We start from the raw sequence: 14,260 nt of genomic DNA, 5'->3' as shown, positions 1-14,260 counted from the left end.
ACGATGCCCGGGCGCTCCTGCCGGCGGCTTCTCCACCAGCGCCGCCGCTGCGCATCGCGATGCTGCTCTACCCGGGCATGACGGCCCTCGACCTCGTCGGCCCGCAGGCGCTTCTCGCCGGGATCGCCGCGGGCGGGCTGCACCTCGTGGCCCGCGCGGCCGGTCCCATCACGTCCGATACCGGTCTGGCGCTCCTGGCCGGCGACAGCTTCGAGACCTGCCCGCGCGACCTCGACGTGCTGTTCGTCCCGGGCGGCGACGGCACGCCGGCGCAGATGCGCGACGCCGACACCCTGGCCTTCCTGCGCGACCGCGGGGCATGGGCCGGCTGGATCACGAGCGTGTGCACGGGCTCGCTGATCCTCGGCGCCGCCGGCCTCCTCGAAGGCTACCGGGCCACCTCGCACTGGTGCGTGCGCGACAGCGTGCTCCCGCGCCTCGGCGCGATCCCGGTGAACGAACGGGTGGTCTTCGACCGCAACCGCGTCACGGCGGCTGGAATCTCGGCGGGCCTCGATTTCGCCCTGGCCTTGTCGGCGCGTCTGCGCGGTGTGGACGCGGCCCGTACGAGCCAGCTGGTCGCCGAGTACGCTCCCGCCCCGCCCTTCGCAGCAGGAACGCCCGAAGCCGCCGGCCCGGTGATCACGGCGCGCGCACGGGCGATCCTTGCGCCCCTGATCGCGGGATCGGAGGCCGCTGCCACGCGGCCGTGATGGGAATCCTGGCCTGAAACATGCTGTTCGGAGCCGGAGAGCGTGAATCCGGACGCGTGAACCCTGGGCGCGGGGCGATTCGCCGTTTGCCAGCCCTTGGGTCAAGCGCCAAGATCATACGCGTGGCCTGCGCCCGATGCGGCGTCGGCCTTTCAGACCAGGATAGGACGGATTCATGGCGGCAGGCCTGGCGGGCGATCTCACCCGTACGAAATCGCTGGAACGGCTGAACAGCGATGCGGAAGGCGGCGAGCACAAGCTCGCCCGCACCCTGGGCCCCTGGAGCCTCATCGCGCTCGGCATCGGCGCGGTGATCGGCGCCGGCCTGTTCTCGCTCACCGGGATCGCGGCGGCCGAACATGCGGGGCCGGCCGTGGTGATCTCCTTCGCCATCGCGGCCATCGCCTGCGCCTTCGCGGGCATGTGCTACAGCGAGCTCGCCGGCATGATTCCGGTGGCGGGCTCGGCCTACACCTACGCCTACGCCACCATGGGCGAGTTCGTGGCCTGGATCATCGGCTGGGATCTCGTGCTCGAATACGCGGTGGGTGCGGCCACCGTGTCGGTCAGTTGGTCGCGCTACGTCACGCGCTTCCTGCACGACACGCTGGGCATCAACCTGCCGCCCAGCCTCGTGAACTCGCCCTTCGAGACCTACACGATCGAAGGGGTGACGTCGCACGGCCTCGTCAACCTGCCGGCGGTCCTCATCATCGTGGCGGCCTCGGCCCTGCTGATGATCGGCATCCGCGAATCCGCCCGCGTCAACGCCGCGGTGGTGCTGATCAAGCTCGCCGTGGTGGCGGTCGTGGTCGGCGTCGGCCTGTTCTACATCAAGGCGCAGAACTACGTGCCGTTCATCCCCGAGAACACCGGCACCTTCGGTGAGTACGGCTGGAGCGGGATCATGCGTGGGGCCGGGGTGGTGTTCTTCGCCTATATCGGCTTCGACGCGGTCTCCACCGCCGCGCAGGAGGCCAAGAACCCCCAGCGTAACATGATGATCGGCATCCTGGGCTCGCTCGCCATCTGCACGGTGATCTACATCGCGTTCGCGGGGGTGCTCACCGGCCTCGTGCATTACGACCAGATGAAGGGCGACGCCGCGCCGGTGAACACCGCCATCGCGCAAACGCCGTTCCCGTGGCTGCGCAGCCTCGTGACGCTCGGCGTCATCGCGGGCTTCTCCACGGTGATCCTGGTGCTGCTGCTCGGCCAGAGCCGGGTGTTCTACTCCATGAGCCAGGACCGGCTGCTGCCGGGCTTCTTTTCCAAGATCCACCCGACCTGGAAGACGCCCTACCGCTCGAACCTGTTCTTCATGGTGTTCACCAGCGCGCTCGGCGGCTTCCTGCCGATCTCGCAGCTCGGCCACATGACCAGTATCGGCACGCTGCTCGCCTTCATGCTGGTCTGCGTCGGCGTCATCATCCTGCGTCGGACCCAGCCCGATGCGCGCCGCGACTACCGCACCCCCCTGGTGCCCCTGGTGCCGATCCTCGGCATCGTCAGCTGCTTCGCCATGATGGTGTCGCTGGACGGGGAGACCTGGGCCCGCCTGATGATCTGGCTCGCCATCGGCCTCGTCATCTACTTCGCCTGGAGCCGGCGCCACAGCCGCGTCGGGCGCGAGGCGGCGTAGGGGTTTCGAGACGCCCGCCTCAGAGCCGTCGGATCCTGCACGGCGGACGAGCCCTTCTCCCCCTGTGGAGAGGAGGGCAGGCTGGTGCCGGCTTCAGGCGGTGCGTGCCAGCGCCAGGGTCGGCAGCGCGCAGGCCGCCTCGCCCACCGTGATGGTCTGGCGCTCGCGGGCGATGAAGGCGGTCGGCATCGTGGCCTGCATGTCGTCCTCGACGCTGCGGAGGAGCGCATCGGTGTGGCAGGGATGCAGGTGGATGATGGCCAGCGCCTTCACGCCGGCGGCCTGCGCCAATTCCACGCCCTTCTGCCAGGTCGAGTGGCCCCAGCCCCGGCAGACCGGGTACTCGCCCTCGGTCAGCATGCCGTCATAGACCAGGAGGTCGGCGTCGCGGACGAACTCGGTCAGGGCTGCATCGGGCCAGGGATCGCTGTGTTCGATATCGCTGATCACGCAGAGCCGGCGGCCCGCATGCTCGAAGCGGTAGCCCACCGAGCCCTGGGGATGGTTGAGCAGGATGGTGTCGACGGCCGTGCCGTCGGCGAAGGTCAGGCGCTCGCCGGCCTTGAAACCGTGATGGGCGAGCCGGCACGGGATCACGTCGAGGGTGATCGGGAACAGCGGCGGCGAGAAGATCCGGTCGAGGGCCGCCTCGGCGCTCTGCCCGTCGAGGTTGCCGCAATAGGTGTTGATGGTCCGCGAAGGGTCGAACACCGCCGGCTTGAAGAAGGGCAGACCGGCCGTGTGATCGAGGTGCAGGTGGCTGAAGAGGAGGTCGATCTCCTTGGGCATCGCCTCGCGGTGGTGCCGCCCGCAGGCATTCAGGCCCGAGCCCGCATCGAGCAGGAACAGACGCTCGCCGCACCGGATTTCCAGGCAGGGCGTGTTGCCGCCGAACTCGGTGTAGTCCGGCCCGCTGACGGGGGTCGAGCCGCGTACGCCCCAGAACGTCAGGGTCAGGCCGTCATCCGAGAGGGGACGAGGGGAGAGGGTCATCGCTCGATTACCATGTGCCCCGATCCCGTGACGGTCGGGGGCCCTTCGTCGCGCCGACATGATTCAAGCCTCACGGGTCGGCGATCGGCAGGTTGCCGGGATCGAAGTGGAACAAGTCTTGAGGTAGTAAGCCGCCGAGGCACCCGATGTGCGAGCCCGCACATGGTCGGGCCGGACATTCGGGACATCGCGCGGTCGTCGCGGCCCTCGTGGCGATGGCGCAACAGGGCGCCCCTCACCGCTGCGCCACGACCTCGACCGTACTCCGGCCCAGGGCGAGGTCCGGCGCCAGAAGCGCCTTCGACAGGGTCAGGCCCACGAGTCGCGGCCAGGTCTCCGCGTAGGTCGCGACCACGGGCGCGAAGGGCGAGGCCGCCCGCTCATAGACCGGCACGAAGCCGGGCATCCGGGTGCGCGACAGGACCGAGTCCGGCGCGACCCAGCGCGACCAGACCGCTTCGGCGACTTGGACGGGGCGCGGCCGGGCGGCGATCACGACCACCTCCTGGCCCGCATAGGCCAGGGCTTCGGGTCGGCTGACATCGCCGAGCGACGTCCCCTTGGCAGCGAGCGCCGCCCAGAACGGATGCTGCGCCCCGTCCGAATAGGTGGTGCGCACGGCGGCACTTCCCTCCGCGACGAGGGTCGCGATGCGCGCCTCCTCGGCATCGCGGTGAGCCGTGACCAGGGCCTCCTTGGCGGGATCCCGGGAGGGGGCGAAGGTGTAGCGCCCGGCCACCACGCCGACGACGGGCTCCTCACCCAGAGCCTCGAACCGGTCCGCGCCCTCCTTGAGCTGGCGCCAGAAGGCGATGTTGGGATCGGTGCGGTAGCGCGCCATGTTCGCGGCCGTCATCCGGAAGGGGTAGGACTGGAACTGGAACGCCGCCTGCCCACCCGCGAACGCCTCGCGGGCGATGGCGTAGATCTCGCCCACCACCCGGTCGGTCATGGCAAAGCAGCCCATGGACGAGCAGACCCCGTGCACCATCACGGCCGAGCCGGTGGAGCCGTGGGCCCGGTCATAGGCATTGGGATAGCCGACGTCGAAGGAGAGATAGTAGCTCGAATTCGGGTTCATCTGCCGCTGGGGCACGGTGTAGAACCCCTCCGGCGTCTGGCGGTCACCGGTCTTGCGCTTGGGACCGAGCTGGCCCGACCAGCGGCAGATCGGGAAGGTCTTCACGTGGACGAAGCGGCCGGTGGCGGCCCGCTTCCAGACCTCGATCTCGGATTCTTTCTTGTAAGCCCGGAACAGCACCGGGGCCGAGGCGCTGGTGCCCTTTGCCTGCATCAGCGCCAGGGTGGCGGCCGGGATCGGCGCGAAGGCCTTGCCGGGCTCGGCCCAAGCCGGCGTCGCCGCGCCCGGAATCCCGAGGGCGAGGAAGGCGAACGCCGCGAGGCGGAACATCCTTCGTGTGAGGGAGACCATGCGCGGCCCTGGAGGAGCGACCCGACCGCGCGACCGCGGATGCGTGCACGATGCACGCCCGCCTGCCTATCGCATCCCAATGGGGCGGCAATAGGGGCCGCGCATCTGAGCCGTGGCCGATCCGCCGTCCCCACTCCTGAAACCCCTCGCCCGCGGCCCCTTGGCGCGCGCCGTCAGGCGGCCAGGACAGTGTTGCGCTCGATGCGCAGCACCGCATCGAAGGGCTCGGCCGCATCCAGGATCCGTACGTCGGGCAGGCAGACGATGAGGCCCCGGCCCGCGCGCGCGGCCCGCAGCGCGGCGAGGCGGGTACGGATCTCGTCGGGCTTGGGATCCTCCAGGGCGATGGCGACGACGACGATGTCCGGGTGGCGCACGAGGCAACGAGCGAGGTCGATCGCGATGCGCTCCCGCGAGCCGATGGCGTTCTCGCCCAGACTCGCGCCGCCCCCCGCAAGGCCCGGCTCGACCCGGCTCTCCAGGCCCAGGCGATAGACGGCGGGCTCCAGGCCCTCGTCGGCGAGCACCCGACGCACCAGGGCCCGCACCCGCGCCTCGGCGCCCGCCTCCTCGCCGTTGATGCGGCCGAACAGGATGTTCTCCTCCAGGCTCGCCGCCGCCGTGAGCCGGGCCGGGTCGTAGAATTCGACGCTCGCCCGCAGGTGCGGGGGCATCAGCCGCGCGAAGGAGCGGCGCGCCGCCACGAGCCGCTCCTCGAAGGCCGCGTCGATGAGGCCGAAGCGATGGCGGGTCTCGCTGTAGCGGAGCGCCAGGCCGATCAAGCGCTTGCGGTCGCGCTGCCCGGCCGGACCGCGCCGCCAGCCCTTCGCCTCGGGCTGGCGACCGACGAGATCCTCGAAGAAGCCGCGCTCGGCCGACGGGAACAGCGAGAAGGTCTCGAAGAGCGGATGGTCGTCCGGCAGGTCCGCGAAGATCTCCACGAGGCTGCGGGCCACCTGCAGGCCGATCTCGGTCAGGGGACGGCTCAAGCCCTCCGCCTCCAGCACGGCGCGCAGGTAGGGGTGGGTGGCGATGTGGTCCGGCGCGAAGGCCGGCCCCACCGCCTCGCCGAACAGGATGTTCTCGCCGACCGTGGCCTGGTGGTTGTAGCGCGCCGGATCGAACGGCTCCACGAGTCGGCCCGCCTTGTCGGCGGCGAGCGCCTCGCGCACCGCGTGGCGGGCGGCCACGACGGCCCGGGCGATCTCCGGCTCGGCCACCGGATCCACGGTGCCCTCCAGCCCTCGCGCATAGGCGAAGGCGTCGAGGCCGGTGAGCCTCAGGGTCGCCACGAGGTCGTCCGGCTTCGTCGTGCCGGCGGCGCCGTACAGGATGTTCTGGCGCAAGCTGCCCTCGATGAGGATGGCCTCGGCGCCGGCCAGGGCGATGCGACGGGCGCGCTCCTCCGGCTCGAAGGCGCGGAGATCCAGCCCCCCGTAGGTGACGGCGCCGGCGGAGGGTTCGAGCTGCCCCGCCAGGATGGCGGCCAGGACCCGGCTGCCGCTGCCGCGCTCGCCGAGGATGGCGACGTGGCCCGGCATCGGCAGGGCGGCATCGACCCCCGCCAGGCGCTCGCCCGTGGCGGGATCATAGGCGCCGACTCCCAGCGCCACCAGGGTGCCGGCTCGCGGAAAGACCGCGGGCGTGGCCGGCCGGGCGGCGGCGCGTCCCTCCAGGGCCGGCACGCCGAGGCTAAGATCTCGGAACGGCACGGCCAGCGCGCGGTAGAGGCTGACGAGTCGCAGCATGACGCTGACCGCGACCACCGCCAGGGCGAAGGCCCCGCCGGCGGCCAGCAGCGCCCCGGGCTCCACCGGCGTCGTGGTGCCGTCGTGACCGCGCCAGAGGGCGACCGCCACCACGATGGCGGGGAGCAGGATGGCCAGCGCCAGGGAGGGCGCGCGGGCATAGGCCAGGGCGGATTCCGAGGCCTGGAGCGCGTCTCGGGTACTCGCCCCCTTGGCGGCGAGGCGGCCGCGCTCGAAGGCCGCCGCCCCGTGCGCGCGCACCGCCGGCATCCGCCGGATGAGGTCGGCCAACGCCCGCCCGGCCGCGCCGCTCGCCCGCTGGCGCAGGGCGGTGCGCGCCTGCATCCGCCGCTGGATCAACGCGCGGGTGAGCCCCGCCGCCAGGAGGCCGGCCGCCACGGTCGGCAGGAGGCGCGGGGCGGCCATGCCGGCCAGGACGAGGGCCAGGACGGCGCTGCCGATCGTCAGGGCAGGCATCAGGATCGCCAGACCGAACAGGGTGTCGAGGCGCGCCAGCAGGTCGCCCAGGACCTGCGCGAGGGCACGGGCCTCGTCGCGGGCGCCCGCCGGAGCGCGCAGGATCGCCTCTGTGACCCGGCCCTGCAGGGCCGCCACCGTGCGGGTCTGGGCGCGAAAGCAGAGGCGGGCCACCGCCCAGCCGAGGCCGGCCGAGGCCAAGGCCGCCGCGGCGAGTCCGAGGAACGCCACCCGCACGAGTTCGGCGGGGGGCAGGGCCCAGCCCGCGAAGGCCACGAACGGCCCCTCGGCGGCCGGCCGCCACGGCAGCGTCGCGGCGATCCGCAGGAACTGGCCGACCGGCGCGCTGTCGTGGACCTGGACGCCGACGAGGTCGCGCAGGCAGAGCAGCGCGAGGAACGCGAGGGGGCCTCCGAGGCCGAGCGCCAGCGCGATCGCTGCGGCGTGCTCGCCCGGCGCGGTGCGCCAGGTGAAGACGATCGGATCCCGGTCCATCGGCACTCCCGTTCCGGCTGCACCATCCCGCCGGCCTGCCTCGCGCCTTAGTGGATCGGGCAGGCAGGCGAAAGCGTGCGGGCACACGGCGCGGACCGGCGCGCCCGCTTGGCGACCACCTCAGGGGGACATCGGACCGGCCGATCGGGACGGAGATGGCCCTTAGACCTTGCCTCTCCTATGAAAGAACCCGATCTTGCGGGTACGCGACGCGTTCGCCCGTCGCCACCCCTCCCCCACACACGCAGCGAAGTGCCTCGAAGTCCCCATGTGCGAACTGCTCGGCATGAGCGCGAACGTGCCCACCGACATCCGCTTCTCCTTCGCGGCGCTGGCCCGGCGCGGCGGCGAGACCGGGCCCCACGCCGACGGCTGGGGCATCAGCTTCTACGAGGGGCGGGGTGCGCGCGCCTTCCACGAGCCGGAGCCGAGCGCGCGCTCGGAACTCGCGCGGCTGCTGCGCCGAACGCCCATCAAGAGCCGCATCGTCATCGCCCACGTCCGCAAGGCCAATCGCGGTCGGGTCAACCTCGAGAACACCCATCCCTTCAGCCGCGAATTGTGGGGCCGGCGCTGGACCTTCGCGCATAACGGCCAGCTCAAGGGCGTGAAGAAGTGGCCGCTCACCTGGTTCAAGCCGGTGGGCTCCACCGACAGCGAGCATGCCTTCTGCTGGATGCTCGACCAGTTGCAGCAGCGCTGGCCCGACCTGCCGAGTCCGGCCCGTATCGACCGGGCGGTGGCGGATCTCTGCGCCGAACTGCACGGGCTCGGCGTGTTCAACATGCTGCTCTCCGACAGCCGCACCCTCTACGCCCATTGCGGCAAGCGCTTGTGCTATCTCACCCGTTGCGCTCCCTTCGGCACCGCGACCCTCGTCGACGAAGACTGGCGGGTCGACTTCGCGCAGGAGACGGGGGCGCAGGACGTCGTCACGGTGATCGCCACCAAGGCGCTCACTCGCGACGAATGCTGGACCGACGTGGAGCGCGGGCACGTGCTCGTCCTGCGGGACGGCGCCGTGCGCATCCTCAAGCCGGCCACGCGCAAGGGTATTCCGCGCGCCGAGCACGTCGCCGCTCCCTGCGGCTGTTGATGCGGCGCCGCACGCAACCGCCACGGTTGTCCGGCGGGATGCGTGTCCGGCCCGGATGCGCTACAACGCCCGACATCCGTTGAGCGCGCGAGCGCTTCCCGGACGCCTCGGGCCGACACCGAACCTGACCGCCCCAGATGACGACGAGCCATGACACGCGACGTGACCGACACCGCCCCCGACGCCCTGTCGGACTCCTCCGATGCCAGGCCGAACCTGTCCTCGAACATCCGCACGCATCTCGGCGAGCACCTGCGTACGGTCTATGACCGGCTCGGGGCGGACGAGCAGCCGAACCGGTTCGCCGAGCTCATCGAACGGCTGGAGGCCGCCCTCAAGGCACGCGGCGAGGCGATCGAGCCCGAATTCCGCAACGGCCTGCTGGCCGCCGTCCCGTCCCTGCGCGCCTTCGCGCTGTCGCTGACGAGCAACCCGGCCCGTTCGGACGACCTCGTGCAGGACACCCTGCTCAAGGGCTGGCAGCACCGCGCCCGCTTCCAGCCGGGGACGAACCTGAACGCCTGGCTGTTCACGATCCTGCGCAACATCTTCTACTCGGACCACCGCAAGCGCGTGCGGGAGGTCGAGGACCAGGACGGCTCGTACGCCGCGCGGCTGGCCACCGCCCCGCACCAGGGCGACCGCCTCGACGTGGAGGACCTTCAGACCGCGCTCGGCAAGCTGCCGCCGGATCAGCGCGAGGCCCTGGTACTCGTGGGTGCCGAGGGCGTCTCCTACGAGGAGGCCGCCGCAATCATGGGCTGCAAGGTCGGCACCGTGAAGAGCCGCGTGAGCCGCGCCCGGGGCCGGCTCGCCGAACTCCTCGGCTACGACGAGGAGGACCTGAGCTCGGACCGGCTGATCCAGTCGGCCATGCCCAAGGACGCCTGAACACCCCGACGCGGGCCCCGGCCTTGCGGCAGGGGCGCCGCGCGGAACGTGAGGGATCCTTACATTCCACAGGAATTTCGACGCATCCCTTCCGGGACTTGGACGTTACTGCCCTGAACCCAGCAGCGCTTCACAGCGTCGCGGGACACTCATTCAGGAGCTTTCGACCATGAAGATCAAGACTCTTCTCGCCGCCTCCGTCCTCGCCCTCAGCCTGCCCATGGCAGCCCAGGCGCAGGGTCTGGTGCGCGGCGCCGAGCGCGGTGCACAGGACGGTGCGGACGCGGCCGGCCCGGTCGGTGCGATCGTCGGCGGCGCTGTCGGCGCGGCCACCGGCACGGTCGGTGGCATCCTCGGCATCGACGACCGTCCCCGCTTCCGCCAGTACGTGACCCGCGAGCGTCGCTCGTCCTACGATTACAACGGCGATGTCCGCGTCGGCTCCGTTCTGCCGAGCTCCGGCGTGACCTATTACGAGGTTCCCGCCGAGTACAACGCTCGCGGCGCCCGCTACACCATCGTCAACGACCGCCCGGTGCTGGTGGACCGCAGCCACCGCATCGTCGAAGTCATCGACTAAAGACCAGCGTTGCCGCGACCTGGGTCGCGGTCCTGCGAAGGCCTCTGGCGAACCCCTCGTCAGGGGCCTTTTTCGTCCCCACGCCGAGGGGCTGCAACGACGTTCAGTCTCAGCCGGACATTCAGTCTCGGCGAGACGAAACCGCCCGAATATTTTTAGTGGGCAGTGGCCGGACCCTGCAACGGACTCGAAGTTCGATTGTTGCCTGCCAGCAAGGCTATAAGCCCTGGACGTCCTATAATTCGTACTGCGTGAGACCAGCCCCTGACCAACCGAAACGCGCTCGATCCCTCCGCGCTCAACCGACCCGAAGGATATTCCGATGATGGCGGACGACCTCCCTCCCGATCCCGCGCTGCCGGAGCCGGTGCGGGACCATCTCGGCCAGCAACTGCGCTCGGTCTTCACCACTGCGGATTCGGTGCCGCAATACCTCGGCGATCCCGTCGTGCCGGAAGCGTTCGAGCCGCAGATCAAACGCCTCGAAGTCCGCCTGAAGACCCATGAGGAGGGCACGGGCGCCGTCGAGCAAGCCCTCGATGGCCTGCTCGGGGACCTCGGGGCTGACCCGAAGGGCGGGCTCGGCGAGGCCCGGTAGCACGACCTCGTCGGAAGCCGCGACCTCAGACAGCCGGCTTCGTCGCGAGGATGTCGCGGATCTCGGCCAGCAGCTTCACGTCCGCCGGCACCTCGGCCACGGCCTCGGGCTTGGCTTCCTCCTTGCTCACCAGGCGGTTCATCGCCCGGATCACGAGGAAGAGCACGAAGGCCACGATCATGAAGTTGAGCGCCACGGTGATGAATTGGCCGTAGCCGATCACCGCGCCCTGCTTCTTGGCGTCCGCGTAGGCCGCGCCCTTCTGAACGCTCGACGACAGGGCGATGTAGTAGTTCGAGAAGTCCAGTCCGCCGGTGATCGCGCCGATCATGGGCATGAACACGTCCTGCACCGCCGAGGTGACGATCGCTCCGAAGGCGGCGCCGATGATGACGCCGACCGCGAGATCGACGACGTTGCCCCGCAGCGCGAACTTCTTGAATTCTTCCAGCATGGTCGCCCCCGCTCGGTCCGGCCCTGCGCGCAACGCGAGCGGCTCGGGCCGAGCTTAGGGGAGGCGCCGCCGTCGCGACAGCCGCCGTCTCAGATGTCCACGCCTCGATTGGGGACTGCCTCGGCGGGCCCGGCGGGCTCTTCGAGGATGGCGACGGGGGCAGCCCCCTTCGCCTCCGCCTTGGCCCGACGGCGATACTGCGCCGCGCCGATCGGCAGGGTGATCAGATAGCCCAGCGCCATCGCCACCATCGCCTCGAAGGGGAAGCTGATGAAGAGGCCGAAGGCCGCCACCACCACGAGGAAGATCGGCAGCACCCAGTCGCGGGGTACGCGCTTGCCCATGGTCTTGCCCGAGAAGGTGGGCACGGTGGAGACCACCAGGAGGGCGATGCAGAGCATGTAGCCGAGCACCACGGGGGCCGCCCAGCGCTCCATCGGCAGACCGAGGAAGTGAAGGTAGAGCGGCAGCATCGCCGTCAATGCCCCGGCGGGGGCCGGCATGCCGACGAAGAAGTCCTTCTTCCAGGCCGGACGGCTAGGATCGTCGAGCATCGCATTGAAGCGGGCGAGCCGCAGCGCCATGGCGATGGCGAAGATCAGCGCCACGATCCAGCCGACCGAACGCAGTTCCTTCAGGGCGAAGCCGTAGAGGATCAGGGCCGGGGCGCAGCCGAAGTTGACGAAGTCCGCCAGAGAGTCGAGTTCGGCCCCGAAGCGTGAGGTGCCCTTCAGCATCCGGGCGACGCGCCCGTCGATGCCGTCGAGGAAGGCAGCGGCCACGATGGCGATCACGGCGGGCTCGAACTTACCCTCGAAGGCGAGGCGGATCGCGGTCAGCCCGAGGCAGAGCGCCATCAGGGTGATCATGTTGGGCGCGATCATCCGGAACGGCACCGGCTTGAAACGACGCGGCCGGGGTTCGTTGGCGTCGGGGGCGAAGGGCGGGAACAGGTCGTCCATGGCGTGTCCCCTCAGATGCGACGGAAGACGCGCTCGGGGCCGCCGCCGAGGTCGGCGAGCACGGTCTCGCCGGCCACCGCCTTCTGGCCGAGGCCGACCAGCACGCGGGTGCCCACGGGAAGGTAGACGTCGACCCGCGAGCCGAAGCGGATGAGGCCGAAGCGCTCGCCGACGTTCAGGGTGTCGTTGGCGTGCACCCAGCCCACGATGCGGCGGGCCACGAGGCCGGCGATCTGCACCACGCCGATCCGCACGGGCTGACCCCTGTGGGTGGTCTCCATGACGAGGCCGTTGCGCTCGTTGTCGTCACTGGCCTTGTCGAGCTCGGCGTTGAGGAACAGGCCCGGCGTGTAGTGAATCTGGCCGATCCGCCCCGTCACCGGTACGCGGTTCACGTGGCAGTCGAACACGTTCATGAACACCGAGACGCGCAGCATCAGTTCCTGCGGCAGGTCGAGTTCGGGCGGCGGCAGGACGGTGGAGATGAGGTTCACCCGGCCGTCGGCGGGGGAGACCACGAGGCCGTCGCCAACGGGCGTGATCCGCTCCGGATCCCGGAAGAAGTAGCAGACCCAGAGGGTGAGGATCAGGAAGATCCAACCGAGGAACTGCGCGAAGTAACCGCCGACCACCGTCAGCACGATGCCGATGACGATGAAGGGATATCCCTCCTTGTGAATCGGCACCAGCGTCCGGCGAATCGTCTCGATGAGATCGGTCATGGGTGTTTCGGGCTGCTTTCGTCTGGCGGGCGCCCTCGGAGGGCTCACTGGGCAGGGGCTCTCTCTTAAGGCACGCGCGCGCGTCCGTCATACGGTTTCGGATCAGGGACGCGCGAGCCGCGACGCTCACCCATCCGCCGGGACGAGGGGGGGCAGGCGCGACAGGCGCAGGGCGATGGCCAGGGCGAGGCCGTAGAGGGTCGCGAAGAACACCACCACGCCGGTCCAGCCCGAATGGGCGAAGAACCAGCCGCCCGCGGTGCCGAGCACCGAGGAGCCGAGATAGTACAGGCAGAGGTAGATCGAGGAGGCCTGGGCCCGGTCGCGCAGGGCCCGGCGCCCGACCCAGCTGCTCGCCACGGAATGCGCGCCGAAGAAGCCCACCGTGACGAGGACGATGCCGAGGATGATGAGGGCGAGATGGCTCGACAGGGTCAGCATCACGCCGCCGAGCCCCAGGAGGATCGCGAGCCACAGCACCTTGCGCCGCCCGAGCCGGCTCGCGATCTCGCCCGTCAGCGCCGAGGAGACCGTGCCGAACAGGTAGACGACGAAGATCGCCCCGATGGCGCTCTGGCTGAGCGAGAAAGGCGGATCGAGCAGGCGAAAGCCGATGTAGTTGTAGATGCACACGAACCCGCCCATCAGCAGGAATGCCTCCGAGAACAGCCAGGGCAGGCCCGGATCGCGGAAGTGCTGAGTGAAGGTGCCCGGCACCTCGCGCCACCGCATCCGGTTGGCCTGGAAGCGGCGCGAATCCGGCAGCAGGTAGACGAAGGCGATCGCCGCCAGGAGCGCCAGGATACCGATGGTGCCGACCCCCCAGCGCCAGGAGGCATGGTCGGCGATGACGCCGGCGAGCAGGCGGCCGACCATGCCGCCGAGCGCATTGCCGCCGATGAGGAGCCCCATGGAGAGGCCGATGGCGCGCCCGTGCATCTCCTCGCCGAGATAGGCCATCGCCACCGCCGGCAGGCCGGAGGCGGCGAGCCCGGTGAGGGCGCGCAAAGCCAGGAAGCCATGCCAGCTCGGCACCAGGACGGCGACGATGGTGAGGAGCGCGGAGGCGAACAGCGAAGCCACCATGATCGGCTTGCGCCCCCAGACCTCGGAGAGCGGGCTGACCACCAGGAGGGCCACCGCCAGCATGGCGCAGGGCAGCGACAGGGCAAGGCTGCTCTCGGCCGGCGACACGCCGAAATCGTCGGCGAAGATGGGCAGCAGCGGCTGCACCCCGTACAGCACCGCGAAGGTGGAGAACCCCGCGGCCCCCAGCGCGATGGCGGTGCGGCGGAAGGCCGGCGTCCCGGCCTCGATCAACCGCATGCCCGCCTCGTCCAGTTGCGCCTGCGGCTCGTCCATGCCGGCTCCCGTCGCGGGCCGGCTCTGGTCGAGCCGGCTCCTTGCGCGCAGGATATAGGCCGGTCCGGAAGGCCGGGAAACCGGTCTCGCGCGCG

The 14,260-nt window shown here is 70.4% G+C and carries 13 protein-coding genes; 6 read left to right on the top strand and 7 right to left on the bottom strand.

Translation table 11 applies throughout. The features are described 5' to 3' along the window. The first annotated feature begins 59 nt into the window (after positions 1-59). The gene (locus tag OF380_RS08775; RefSeq protein WP_404810606.1) at positions 60-713 is read left to right on the top strand and encodes a DJ-1/PfpI family protein; all 654 of its coding nucleotides are present in this window, start codon (positions 60-62) and stop codon (positions 711-713) included. A gap of 175 nt (positions 714-888) precedes the next feature. After that, the gene (locus tag OF380_RS08770; RefSeq protein ID WP_264050382.1) at positions 889-2,355 is read left to right on the top strand and encodes an amino acid permease; all 1,467 of its coding nucleotides are present in this window, start codon (positions 889-891) and stop codon (positions 2,353-2,355) included. 93 nt (positions 2,356-2,448) lie between these two features. Here the strand turns inward: OF380_RS08770 and OF380_RS08765 are convergent, their stop codons facing one another. The 3 genes from OF380_RS08765 to OF380_RS08755 form a co-directional block, all read right to left on the bottom strand. Further along, the gene (locus tag OF380_RS08765) at positions 2,449-3,348 is read right to left on the bottom strand and encodes an MBL fold metallo-hydrolase (protein ID WP_264050381.1); all 900 of its coding nucleotides are present in this window, start codon (positions 3,346-3,348) and stop codon (positions 2,449-2,451) included. A 235-nt stretch (positions 3,349-3,583) separates the two neighbouring features. Beyond that, on the bottom strand, positions 3,584-4,780 hold the full coding sequence (locus OF380_RS08760; RefSeq protein WP_404810563.1) for a L,D-transpeptidase family protein: 1,197 nt from the start codon (positions 4,778-4,780) through the stop codon (positions 3,584-3,586). Positions 4,781-4,953: 173 nt separating this feature from the next. Then, positions 4,954-7,500 (bottom strand): ABC transporter ATP-binding protein, encoded by a 2,547-nt coding sequence (locus OF380_RS08755; protein ID WP_264050380.1) that lies wholly within the window; start codon positions 7,498-7,500, stop codon positions 4,954-4,956. 268 nt (positions 7,501-7,768) lie between these two features. Here OF380_RS08755 and OF380_RS08750 point away from each other — a divergent pair, with 268 nt between their 5' ends. The 4 genes from OF380_RS08750 (at position 7,769) to OF380_RS08735 (ending at position 10,665) form a co-directional block, all read left to right on the top strand. After that, positions 7,769-8,596 carry a class II glutamine amidotransferase gene (locus OF380_RS08750; RefSeq protein ID WP_264050379.1) on the top strand — a complete coding sequence of 276 codons (828 nt, stop codon included), beginning with the start codon at positions 7,769-7,771 and terminating at the stop codon, positions 8,594-8,596. A gap of 150 nt (positions 8,597-8,746) precedes the next feature. Beyond that, positions 8,747-9,487, top strand: a complete 741-nt coding sequence (locus tag OF380_RS08745) for a sigma-70 family RNA polymerase sigma factor (protein ID WP_264050378.1) — start codon at positions 8,747-8,749, stop codon at positions 9,485-9,487. A gap of 169 nt (positions 9,488-9,656) precedes the next feature. Continuing rightward, complete coding sequence (locus OF380_RS08740; RefSeq protein WP_264050377.1) at positions 9,657-10,067, top strand: DUF1236 domain-containing protein; 411 nt, start codon at positions 9,657-9,659, stop codon at positions 10,065-10,067. A 322-nt stretch (positions 10,068-10,389) separates the two neighbouring features. Beyond that, positions 10,390-10,665 carry a hypothetical protein gene (locus OF380_RS08735; RefSeq protein ID WP_264050376.1) on the top strand — a complete coding sequence of 92 codons (276 nt, stop codon included), beginning with the start codon at positions 10,390-10,392 and terminating at the stop codon, positions 10,663-10,665. A gap of 25 nt (positions 10,666-10,690) precedes the next feature. Here OF380_RS08735 and mscL read toward each other — a convergent pair whose 3' ends face one another. The 4 genes from mscL to OF380_RS08715 all read right to left on the bottom strand — a co-directional run bounded on the left by mscL (position 10,691) and on the right by OF380_RS08715 (position 14,165). Beyond that, complete coding sequence (gene mscL / locus OF380_RS08730; RefSeq protein WP_264050375.1) at positions 10,691-11,119, bottom strand: large conductance mechanosensitive channel protein MscL; 429 nt, start codon at positions 11,117-11,119, stop codon at positions 10,691-10,693. A gap of 89 nt (positions 11,120-11,208) precedes the next feature. Next, the gene (locus tag OF380_RS08725) at positions 11,209-12,081 is read right to left on the bottom strand and encodes a CDP-alcohol phosphatidyltransferase family protein (protein ID WP_264050374.1); all 873 of its coding nucleotides are present in this window, start codon (positions 12,079-12,081) and stop codon (positions 11,209-11,211) included. Positions 12,082-12,092: 11 nt separating this feature from the next. Continuing rightward, a complete protein-coding gene (locus OF380_RS08720) occupies positions 12,093-12,803 on the bottom strand; it encodes a phosphatidylserine decarboxylase (RefSeq protein ID WP_264050373.1) in 711 nt (236 codons plus the stop codon). A gap of 126 nt (positions 12,804-12,929) precedes the next feature. Then, complete coding sequence (locus OF380_RS08715; RefSeq protein ID WP_264050372.1) at positions 12,930-14,165, bottom strand: MFS transporter; 1,236 nt, start codon at positions 14,163-14,165, stop codon at positions 12,930-12,932. Positions 14,166-14,260 lie beyond the last annotated feature (95 nt).

It is taken from the genome of Methylobacterium sp. FF17, assembly GCF_025813715.1.
Taxonomy (GTDB): Bacteria; Pseudomonadota; Alphaproteobacteria; order Rhizobiales; family Beijerinckiaceae; genus Methylobacterium; species Methylobacterium flocculans.
Note: the sequence above shows the minus strand (reverse complement) of the source record. Positions and strands in the feature narration are given on the sequence as shown.